This window comes from Bartonella sp. CR84HXZ (genome assembly GCF_042194535.1).
Classification (GTDB): Bacteria; Pseudomonadota; Alphaproteobacteria; order Rhizobiales; family Rhizobiaceae; genus Bartonella; species Bartonella grahamii.
The window spans coordinates 50,526-60,294 of sequence record NZ_JBHIMY010000011.1; the positions used below are offsets into that span (position 1 = coordinate 50,526).

11 protein-coding genes and 2 pseudogenes are annotated in these 9,769 nt (G+C 45.6%); all 13 read left to right on the forward strand.

Annotated features, from left to right (window positions below):
* Positions 1-85: 85 nt before the first annotated feature.
* Positions 86-667, forward strand: coding sequence for a glycoside hydrolase family 19 protein (locus tag ACFIKD_RS06255; protein WP_375647510.1), 582 nt, complete (start codon positions 86-88; stop codon positions 665-667).
* Positions 664-951: a hypothetical protein gene (locus ACFIKD_RS06260; protein ID WP_375644708.1), complete on the forward strand. Its 288-nt coding sequence runs from the start codon at positions 664-666 to the stop codon at positions 949-951. The genes ACFIKD_RS06255 and ACFIKD_RS06260 overlap by 4 nt, the downstream gene beginning before the upstream one ends.
* Positions 944-1,282 (forward strand): hypothetical protein, encoded by a 339-nt coding sequence (locus tag ACFIKD_RS06265; protein WP_375647512.1) that lies wholly within the window; start codon positions 944-946, stop codon positions 1,280-1,282. The genes ACFIKD_RS06260 and ACFIKD_RS06265 overlap by 8 nt, the downstream gene beginning before the upstream one ends.
* Positions 1,248-1,490: a hypothetical protein gene (locus ACFIKD_RS06270; RefSeq protein WP_375647513.1), complete on the forward strand. Its 243-nt coding sequence runs from the start codon at positions 1,248-1,250 to the stop codon at positions 1,488-1,490. The genes ACFIKD_RS06265 and ACFIKD_RS06270 overlap by 35 nt, the downstream gene beginning before the upstream one ends.
* Complete coding sequence (locus ACFIKD_RS06275) at positions 1,487-1,801, forward strand: DUF2730 family protein (protein WP_375644711.1); 315 nt, start codon at positions 1,487-1,489, stop codon at positions 1,799-1,801. Before ACFIKD_RS06270 ends, ACFIKD_RS06275 begins: the two co-directional genes overlap by 4 nt.
* Positions 1,798-2,154: a hypothetical protein gene (locus ACFIKD_RS06280; protein WP_026500468.1), complete on the forward strand. Its 357-nt coding sequence runs from the start codon at positions 1,798-1,800 to the stop codon at positions 2,152-2,154. The genes ACFIKD_RS06275 and ACFIKD_RS06280 overlap by 4 nt, the downstream gene beginning before the upstream one ends.
* Positions 2,117-2,698 (forward strand): phage protein Gp27 family protein, encoded by a 582-nt coding sequence (locus ACFIKD_RS06285; protein WP_375647514.1) that lies wholly within the window; start codon positions 2,117-2,119, stop codon positions 2,696-2,698. The genes ACFIKD_RS06280 and ACFIKD_RS06285 overlap by 38 nt, the downstream gene beginning before the upstream one ends.
* Positions 2,691-4,314: pseudogene (locus ACFIKD_RS06290) on the forward strand (hypothetical protein). The gene ACFIKD_RS06285 and the pseudogene ACFIKD_RS06290 overlap by 8 nt, the downstream one beginning before the upstream one ends.
* Before the next feature lie 12 nt (positions 4,315-4,326).
* Positions 4,327-5,907, forward strand: a complete 1,581-nt coding sequence (locus ACFIKD_RS06295) for a DUF935 domain-containing protein (protein ID WP_375647516.1) — start codon at positions 4,327-4,329, stop codon at positions 5,905-5,907.
* Positions 5,900-7,105 carry a phage minor head protein gene (locus ACFIKD_RS06300; RefSeq protein WP_375647517.1) on the forward strand — a complete coding sequence of 402 codons (1,206 nt, stop codon included), beginning with the start codon at positions 5,900-5,902 and terminating at the stop codon, positions 7,103-7,105. The genes ACFIKD_RS06295 and ACFIKD_RS06300 overlap by 8 nt, the downstream gene beginning before the upstream one ends.
* Before the next feature lie 434 nt (positions 7,106-7,539).
* Positions 7,540-8,574, forward strand: a complete 1,035-nt coding sequence (locus ACFIKD_RS06305; RefSeq protein WP_375647518.1) for a phage protease — start codon at positions 7,540-7,542, stop codon at positions 8,572-8,574.
* Positions 8,571-8,912: a hypothetical protein gene (locus ACFIKD_RS06310; RefSeq protein WP_375647520.1), complete on the forward strand. Its 342-nt coding sequence runs from the start codon at positions 8,571-8,573 to the stop codon at positions 8,910-8,912. The genes ACFIKD_RS06305 and ACFIKD_RS06310 overlap by 4 nt, the downstream gene beginning before the upstream one ends.
* Positions 8,913-8,924: 12 nt before the next feature.
* Positions 8,925-9,701: pseudogene (locus ACFIKD_RS06315) on the forward strand (capsid protein); the annotation flags it as partial.
* Positions 9,702-9,769: the final 68 nt, after the last annotated feature.

A 9,769-nucleotide genomic window follows, 5' to 3' on the forward strand; every position in this document is an offset into this window, starting at 1 on the left:
GTTTTGACTGACAGTGTCAGGCTTATATTGGGGACGTGAGATTTCATAAACTGCGAATGGATTTTTATTCATTGAGTGGTTTGTTATGATTTCAATAGATGCCTCTTTTCTTCATCGCCTTGTGCCTAAACTGACGCATCATGCGCGCCAAGATTTTATTATCGTTGAAATGGCACGAGCGTTGCCTGAAGCTTTGTCTTATGGTGCGATCACGACACGTTTGCGTGTTGCACATTTTTTAAGCCAATGTGCGCATGAAAGTGATGTTTTTTTTACCGTTTGTGAATATGCCTCTGGGCGCGCTTATGAGGGGCGGCGTGATTTAGGCAATGTCAACCCTGGGGATGGTGTGCGCTTTAAGGGGCGTGGTTTGATCCAATTAACGGGGCGCAATAATTATCGCCGTTTTACGAAGTTTTGGCACTCAGTGGATGATCAGGCGGTTGATTGTGAAGCATTTCCAGAAGTGGTGGAAAGATTTCCAGTAGCGCTTTGGTCTGCTGTTTGGTTTTGGCAGATGCGAGGGTTGAATAAGCTAGCAGATCAAGATGATTATCTCAGGATTACCAAGGCGATTAATGGCGGCAAGAATGGACTTGTGCAACGCTTGACCTATTTAAACCGCGCCAAAAAGCTTTTGGAACTTGGAGGCGAGGTGAAGGCATGAAACCGTCTTATCGTGGTTCTAGGCTCTATTTGTGGTGGTCCTTTTGGTTTGCTTGGGGGGTTATTTTTTTGCTCGTTTCTGGTGGCTTGTGGGGGGCACCGCATATTGTTGATATGGCAGGTATTTCTATTCCTTCGATGGTGGCGATTATTGTTGGCAATTTGGGTGTGCATCGTGGTTTTGGTTCGTTGGATTTTTCCAATAGGAAACATTCCCATAAGCGGCATAGCAGCTCCTATGATGGGGTGGAGATAACGGGGTGGGGGGATAAGCGCAATGTTTAGCCCACTTTCAAAACTGTCTTTTGGTTTGTTGTTTTTGGTCAGTGTGATGTTAGCGGCTTTTGGCTTTATGAAAGCGCAAGTTTTAAAGGCGGAAAAGGCGCGTGATTTGTATTGGCAGTTGGAGATTACCAAGGCTTCTGTACGTGCACAGCTTGAGATGGAGCGACAAAGGCAAGCAGCGTTGGAAGCTGAACATCGAGCGCAAGGGGTAATTTCGGCTTTGGAACAAAAGCTTACAAAAATGGAGGAAATCAATGGGAAGTTGCCAACTACTGGCTGTGGTATTGGGTTTGAGCGTGTGCGCTTGCTCAACAACCAAGCCAAGGGATAGTTTTGCGTATCAGTTTTTATCGGTTGAATTGCCGCCTGTTGTTCGCATGGCGTGTGCCCGCCCAGCATTATTGCCAGAGCGTGCTTTGAATGCGCGCGAAGTGGTGCACTATTGGGGGCGTGATCGTGCTGCTTTATTGATTTGTGAACAACGCAGAAAAGCTGTGGAGCGGGCGATTTTAGGCAAAAGAGAGGGGGGATTCAAGTGAACTTGGATATCAGTGTTGCGAATGGCTGGTTGTCTTTATTGTTATCGGTTATTGCGATTTGTGGGGTTTTGAGAGCCTATTTTTCTTCAGGTGCGCGGGAAATGCTGAAAGACATGACAGTGCTTAAAGAGCGTGTGCAAAAGTTAGAAACGGAGATGGACTTTTTGCCTGATCGCGATGCGATGCAAAGATTAGAAGTGAATATGGAACGTTTGAATGGTCGTCTCAACACGCTTTCTGCGCAATTGCAACCGGTGGCAGCCATTGGTGAGCGCTTGCAAGAGTTTTTACTGGAGAATGCCAAAAAATGAAAGCAGATATGGATAAAATCATCCGTGAAGAAGCGCGGTTAATTATTTTAAAAGGGCTTGCTTGTGAGCGCAGTGAAACTTTATCGAGTGCGATGATCGAGCGGCTTTTATACAGTTATGGCATCAGACGCGATCGCGATTTTGTGCATAATGAACTGGCTTTTATGGAAGATCAAGGTGCTGTCACATTAAAACAGGTGGGTTCAGTTTTTCTTGCGGCGTTAACAGAACGGGGAGCGCGTCATTTAGACCGGAGCTTTTCCATTGAGGGGATTAAGCGGCCTAAACGTTCATCAATAAAATACGAGGTGAAGGATGCGCAAGGTCGGGCGTGGACGTTTAACGGCGATTGATTTATTGCCGCAAGCTTGTGATCAGATTATTGCTGCGGCTGCTGAGGCTTTAAATGGGCGTGAGAAGACACAAATGGCTATGTATGGTGAGTTTAAAGCGGCTTTGAAGGCTTTACAAAAGGAAACGGGTTTAAGCTTTTCTATTCCCTCTTTTTCCAGTTTTAATCGTTATTCTTTGCGTTTAGCGGTGATGTCAAGGCGCCTAGAACAGACAAGAGAAATTGCAGCAAGCCTCTCGCAGCGCTTTGATGCTAAAGCTTCTGATAACATCACTCTTTTGACGGCTGCAGCGATTAAAGAACTGATTTTTTCCACGTTAAGCAGCGGGGAAAACCTTTCACCAAAAGCGGCACAAGAATTGGCCAATGCGCTCAAAGGGGTTTTGGCGGCTGAACATTTGTCGACCACGAGGCGGCAAAAGTTGGAAAATGATTTTGCCTCCAAAGCAAGTAAAGCGGTTGAGATGGCAGCGGCAGCAGCGGGGCTCTCTAAAGAGCGCGCGCGGGCTATTCGTGCGCAGGTGTTGGGGGTTAAAAATGGCTGAACAGCTCCTCTCAAAAAGTCATGTCTTTGATCATCAGAGTGGTTTTGATATTTGGCAGGCGAGTACTTTCCCTCAAGAGCAAGATCCTTTGGAGGAAGGTGTTTTGATGGCGCATCAATGCGCATGGATTGAAGATAAGTCCCCATTAAAATTGGTTGAAAAGGGGCGGCGGACCGGCATTACTTTTGCGGAAGCTTTGGATGATACCCTTATTGCGGCAGCAACGCGTGAAGCTGGTGGCGATAATGTTTTTTATATTGGAGACACCAAAGAAAAGGGACGTGAATTTATTGGTTATGTGAGCAATTTTGCAAGGGCAATCACTCGTAATAGTGGGGATGTGGAGGAATTTTTATTCTCTGATCAAAGGGCGGATGGGTCAACAAAATATATCTCTGCTTATCGAGTGCGTTTTGCTTCAGGTTTTCGGATTGAGGCGCTTTCTAGCCGCCCTGAAAACATTCGGGGGCTACAGGGCATTGTGGTGATTGACGAGGCGGCGTTTCATCAAGATGTGCGCTCTGTTTTGGATGCGGTCAATGCTTTGTTGATTTGGGGAGGCAAGATCCGTGTGATCTCTACCCATAACGGTGTTTTAAACCCTTTCAATGAATTGATCCGTGAGGCGCGAGCAGGAAAAGTGCCTTTTTCGGTGCATTGTTACCCCTTTGGTGTCGCTGTTAAAAATGGCTTGTTTAAAAGAGTATGTGCCATGAAGGGGGAGGTGTGGAGTTTAGCGTCTGAGCAACAATGGGAAGAGCAAATTCGTGCCTCTTATGGGGTGCGTTTGGCTGCTATGCGCCAAGAATTAGATGCCATACCCGCCGATCAAGAAGGAGCGGCTTTAACACGCTTACAGATTGAAAATTGTTGCGCGCCTGATATTGCGGTGTTGCGTTTTGCTTGTGTGGATAATTTTAAAAATCAATCGGATTATCAACGAAGTCAAGCTGCTTTTAATTGGTGTGAGGGGCGCTTAAAACCTCTTCATATTGAGCTTGACCGACGGCGCCAACATGTTTTTGGTGTTGATTTTGCGCGGAGTGGGGATGCCACCTCCATTGTGGTGATGGAGGTGGGACAAGATTTGGTGCGCCGTGTCCGGTTTATGGTGGAATTGCGCAATACGCCGTTTGATCAACAAAGAGAGATTTTATTTTATGTGGTGAATGGCTTGCCGCGTTTGTTGGGGGGCGCTTTGGATGCACGGGGCAATGGGGCTTATTTAGCGGAAAAAGCAGCACAGTGTTATGGGGCTTGTGTGAGGGAAGTGCAATTGTCGCAAAGTTGGTATGGCAAAGAAATGCCGGCTTATTTGGAAGCTTTTGGGGATGGGTCCATTGTTCTGCCGCGCGATAGTGACATTGTTGCGGATCATCAAGCGCTTGCTTATGTCAATGGCATTGTGAAAATTCCAGACAATCATCGTTTTAAAGGCAGTGATGGTTTTATGCGTCATGGTGATAGCGCGATTGCTTGCGCTTTGGCTTATTTTGCCAGCCGCCAAACTCCTGAAATTTATGATTATACACCTGTGAGAGAGGCTTATCGTTTTGATGAAAGCTCGCTCTTTTCAACGCCTTTTTTTTTCAACAATGCGATCAAAGATTTATTGATGGGATGATGAGATGGTAAAACTTTTAGATCAGTGGGGCAGGGCGCTTAATATCAAAGGGTTGGAGCGAGAAGTTGCAAGCCCTACCGTTAATGGTGTTCGTGATGTGTGGTCACAAACCATTGTCAGTGGTCTCACCCCTGCGCAACTTGCTGATATTTTACAACAGGCAGCAGGGGGTCATCCAGAGCAGTTTTTCCAACTTGCCGATGATATGGAAGAGCGTGATTTACATTATCGAGCTGTGCTTGGCATGCGTAAAAATGCTCTCACAGGGGTGGAGCCTGGAGTGATTGCAGCAAGCAACAGTGCATTGGACAAAAAGATTGCGGATGCGGTGCGAGAAGTGATTAGTGCACCCACTTTTGTTGATGATTATGTGACGGATTTGTTAGATGCTTTGGGAAAAGGCTATGCGATTGTTGAAACCTTATGGGACAAGAGTGCTAAGGAATGGTGGCCGGTTGCTTGGAAATGGCGTGACCAGCGGTTTTTTCAATTAGACCGGCGGGATGGTTTTCATTTGCGTTTAAAAGAAGAGGGGTCTCACTATGGTATTGAGTTGCCTGCTTATAAATTTTCCATTCATCGCCCAAAGTTAAAAAGTGGTTTACCTATCCGCACGGGGCTTGCACGGCTTGCAGCTTGGGCTTTTTTGTTTAAATCTTATACACTGAAAGATTGGATGGCCTTCTTAGAAGTTTACGGTATGCCTTTGCGTGTGGGCAAATATGGTGCGAGCTCTTCTCATGAGGAACGGCGGGTTCTCATTCAAGCAGTACGTGATTTATCCAGTGATGCGGCAGCAATTATTCCCAAAGAAATGGAGATTAAATTTATTGAAGCGGCAGGGGGCAGTGGCAATGCGGTTTTTGGTGTCAAGGCGGAATATTTAGATCGGCAGATTTCAAAGGGTGTGTTGGGACAAACGATGACGACGGATGATGGTTCGTCCTTTTCGCAAGCACGCATTCATGAAAATGTGCGCCATGATATTGCCAGAGCTGATGCACGGCAATTGGCATTGACAGCCAATCGTGATTTGATTGTGCCTTTTGTTGAGATTAATTTTGGGCGCCAAGAGCGCTATCCCCTTGTCTATTGGCCGATTTCGGAAAATGAAGATATTAAAGCGATTAGTGATGCGCTGGAAAAACTTGTGCCTTTAGGTTTGCGTGTTGGGGCGCAAGAAGTGCGCAATAAGATTGGCTTTTCGCAACCAACAAAAGAAGAAGATGTTTTAAAGTCTCCTGATAATGCGCTTGATGATGAGAGGGGACAAAAGGCGCATGTTTGTGCTGATTGTGGGGGTGCTTTTGATGTTTCTGTGACAAGAGAGAGCAAGGGTGGAAAAAAGCAGGGTGGGAAATATCACGACGAATTGGACCGACTTTCTGAAGAAGCTTTAAGTGACTGGGAAGAGGATTTAGAACCCCTTTTAGAGCCTTTTAAAAAGCTTGTGAGAGAAGCAAAAAGTTATGAGGATATTCTAAAAGGCTTGGATGAATTGCTCGGTAAAATGGATCATCACGCATTAGCAGCGCGCTTGGCAAAAGTACAAATGATTGCACGTGGGCTTGGGTATCATGGATGAGGAACTTTTTAAAACCGCCCCTAAAGAGGTCACCCGTTATTTTGAAGCCAAGGCACTTGTTCCAAGCTTTGATTGGCGTGATGTGGCACCAGAAGAACATGCTTTTTCCTTTACGGTGGCAAAATCGGTAGGCTATGACATTTTGGATGATTTTAAGCGAGCGGTTGGAGAAGCCATAAAACATCAAGTTCCTTTTCAAGATTTTCAAAAAAATTTGATGCCGATTTTACAGGAAAATGGTTGGTGGGGTAAAAAGACCAGCATTGACCCCAAAACTGGTGAAAAGAGCGTGGTGCAATTGGGCAGCCCACGGCGTTTAGAAACGGTCTATTGGGCCAATACCATGAGTGCGCATGCGGCAGGTGAGTGGGAGCGCACACAAAATAATAAAGAATTTTTGCCCTATCTCACCTATGCTTTGTCGAGTTCAGAACATAAGCGTTTAGAACATGAAAGTTGGGTGGGGTTTACTGCACCCGTTGATGATCCGGTTTGGGATTGGCTTTATCCACCCAATGGTTGGCGGTGTAAATGCAGTGTGCGACAGGTAAGCCGTTATGAAGCAGACAATTTAGGATATGAAGAGGGGGCAGAGCCACTTCTTGTTGAAAAGCAGGTTTGGCACAATAAACGGACGGGGAAAGTTGAGAAGATACCAAAGGGGATTGATCCTGGTTGGCATTTGAACCCTGGGAAACATCGGGCGCAAAATTTAAATCATTTTTTGAGTGATAAAATTTCCGTGATGGGGGACAATCAAAAGCGCATTGCCATTGAAGATATTGTGGGTTCGCCAATTTTGGAAGCCATGTTTGAAGGACGGATGCCTCGCGGGTTTATACCCATTGCCCCGATGATAAATAAGGTGGGTGATGTTTTTGCAGCGGAAAATTCTCTTATTCTCTTATCCTCAGACAGTGTGAAACATATTTTGTTAGAGCATCAAGCGCGAGCTCTTCACTTAGATGATTTTCGAGCCGCTATTCAAACACTCATTCGCCCCCATGGCATTATCAGACGCAAAGATACGCAGGGTGTTATGTTTTTTGGTGAAAGTGGTGGGGCATGGTGGCGCTTTGTGGTCAAATGGGTAGCAAGCAAACAAGAATGGTGGTTGACCTCCATGCATAAAAAAAGCTCTAGAGAAATTGAACGCTTATTGGATGCGGCTGAAAAAAAGGGCGAGAGGTTGTTGTAAAGAAAACAACAGGAAGAAAGTCTTGTGTTCTTAACGGAAAAGAGGCGAGGAAAATGAGAAGGCGTGGAGGGCGGTCAACTCCTCGCAGATCCGATAAAACCGTCCTGGCAAAACTGGCTCACGCCTTACATCCAATAATATAATGTTTTTAAGCCAAAAAGCAATCTTTAAAAAAACGGCTTAAGAGAGGCTTTTTTTGTATAAGATGATAAATTGTACCTCTAACTTCACAACGGCGCTCTATCGCCTTTGAAGTGCCTTTGAAAACGATTTTATGGGATGGTTTAGCACGGGGGTTTCTCTCACAAGGAGAATAATAGGGAAAAGAGTGTTTTTTTGAGAAATGCTCTTTTGACTGACAGTGTCAGACTTATAGTAGGAGTAAGTTTCATGCATTGTATTGCCAATGACAATTGTAAAGCAATAGGCAATGTATGGAACAGGAATTTCACGAAGATCAAAAAGATGGGGATGCAGAAACATTTCATGCTGCGTTAATAGATCTCTGTCCAGACGTTTTATGCCAAGACATTTCATGTGAAGACGCCACCATTAGCCAAGCGCCTGAGTGGGTAGAGTTGTTGCCCAAAGCGCCCCATGTGAAGGCACGTGATGGACGACAATGGCATTATAACCCGCAAACTATTTTAAAAGCCTTTGCAGCCAATAAAGGACCGCTTGTGATTGATTATGAGCATGGGCAACATCACCGTGCGAGAAATGGTCTAGAAGCACCCGCCAGTGGCTGGATTGAAGAATTAGCAGAGCGGGATGGTGCGATTTGGGGGCGGGTTAAATGGACCGATATGGCTACCAAAAAAATTATTGCCCGAGAATATCGCTATCTTTCGCCTGAGTTTCGCCATTCCAAGAAAGGTGAAATTTTGAATTTAGCCGGTGCTGGACTGGTCAATCGTCCAGCCCTTGTCATGACGGCTTTAAGCCGTGAACAGCCCAAAATACCCCCTATAACTTTGACGGAGAAAATGATGGATTTGACAGCCATTGCTAGTGCACTATCGCTGGCAGAAGATGCTAAAGCGGATGAGGTTTTAGCAACGCTTAAAGCGCGCGAAAAGGAACGCGTAGAATTAAATGCCCAATTAACAAAAGCGCGAGAAGATTTAGCGCTTTTGCAAGAAGAGCAAAAAAACAGTGCCATTGAGAGTCTTTTAGATAAGACCATTGAAGAGGGCAAGATTTTGCCGGCTGCTCGCGAGGAATATCGTGCGCTTTGTGCCCTTGAAGGGGGGATGGAACATTTTAAAAGTTTGGTCGAGAAGTTGCCGGCGCTTGCCTCAACAAGCCCTCTAGAAGTGTGTGCCTTAGCACAAGAACCAAAGCTTGCTCCAGAAGAGGTTGCCCTTGCGGCACGTCATTATCAGGAAGAGCAGAAGAAAAAAGGCTTCGACATCACCATTAGCCAAGCGGTTGAGTATATTAGCGAGCAAAAGGAGCGCCAATCATGAGTACGATGATTTTAATTAAATCTTTTCGCGCTGGAGATGTGATCTCACCTTATTGCATTGTTGCAGCCCGCGGTGAGGGAATGGTGGCAATGGCTTCTGGTAAGGGTGATAAATTATTAGGGACTGCTGGGTCTTGTGAAGCCAAGGCTGGTGAGATGATTGATGTTGGCCAATGTGGTTGGGGCGAAGTGGTTTGTGGAGGCAATGTTTCCTTTGGTGATTTTTTGACCTCTGACCCAAAGGGGCACGCCATAAGGGCAGAAGCAGCAGATCGCACCATTGGTATTGCCATGAGTGATGGTTCTGCTGGTGATGTTATTTCTTTTAAAATTAATTAATCGAGGCTTAAAATGAACAGACCTTTTCCCATTGATCCAACACTTACTGCTATAGCTATTGGTTATCGCAATCCAGCAGGTTCTCTTATTGGCGATAAAGTTTTGCCACGCGTTTCTGTTTTAAGTGAGGTGTTTAAATATAGTGAATTTCCTTTAGCGGAAAATTTTACCGTTCCTGAACTTGAGGTTGGGCGAAAAGGGCGCCCGAATGTGGTGGAATTTTCTGCCTTTGAACGGGAAGCCAGTGTCAAAGATTACGGACTGGATGATCTCATCCCCAATTCAGATATTGAAGCAGCGGCACGCGCACGGGCGGAGCGACGCTCTCGTTATAACCCCGAAAAGACAGCTGTAGAGGGACTTGCCAATTTGCTAGAATTGGGGCGTGAAGTGCGTGTTGCAGCCCTTGTGCAAAGAAGTGAAAATTACGCACCAGAGCGCGTGATAACTCTCAAAGGTGAGAATAAATTCAGTGATTATGAAAAATCTGACCCTTATGCCACTTTAGATGAGGCGATGGATAAAAGTCTCGTCTATACGCCCAACACCATTGTGATGGGTAAAGTTGTTTGGTCAAAACTCAAACGTCATCCCAAAATCATTAAAGCCGTTAAAGGGGGTGGTACTGCTGATGGTTTTGTCACCAAGGCGCAATTTGCTGATCTGATGGAAATACACCCCGATCGTTTACTCATTGGTGAATCGCAAGTGAATTTGGCACGCAAAGGGCGTTCGGCACAATTGGCACGCGTTTGGGGCAATAAGATTGCACTGCTTTATATTAGACCCAGACAATCTCTAATTCACCATAAGGAGAGAGACGTTCAGTATAGGTTTTTATTTTAGTAGACCCGCCG

Coding starts and splice junctions, on each gene's coding strand:
- ACFIKD_RS06255 (WP_375647510.1), top strand. CDS start 86: ATGATTTCAATAGATGCCTCTTTTCTTCATCGCCTTGTGCCTAAACTG.
- ACFIKD_RS06260 (WP_375644708.1), top strand. CDS start 664: ATGAAACCGTCTTATCGTGGTTCTAGGCTCTATTTGTGGTGGTCCTTT.
- ACFIKD_RS06265 (WP_375647512.1), top strand. CDS start 944: ATGTTTAGCCCACTTTCAAAACTGTCTTTTGGTTTGTTGTTTTTGGTC.
- ACFIKD_RS06280 (WP_026500468.1), top strand. CDS start 1,798: ATGAAAGCAGATATGGATAAAATCATCCGTGAAGAAGCGCGGTTAATT.
- ACFIKD_RS06285 (WP_375647514.1), top strand. CDS start 2,117: ATGCGCAAGGTCGGGCGTGGACGTTTAACGGCGATTGATTTATTGCCG.
- ACFIKD_RS06295 (WP_375647516.1), top strand. CDS start 4,327: ATGGTAAAACTTTTAGATCAGTGGGGCAGGGCGCTTAATATCAAAGGG.
- ACFIKD_RS06300 (WP_375647517.1), top strand. CDS start 5,900: ATGGATGAGGAACTTTTTAAAACCGCCCCTAAAGAGGTCACCCGTTAT.
- ACFIKD_RS06305 (WP_375647518.1), top strand. CDS start 7,540: ATGGAACAGGAATTTCACGAAGATCAAAAAGATGGGGATGCAGAAACA.
- ACFIKD_RS06310 (WP_375647520.1), top strand. CDS start 8,571: ATGAGTACGATGATTTTAATTAAATCTTTTCGCGCTGGAGATGTGATC.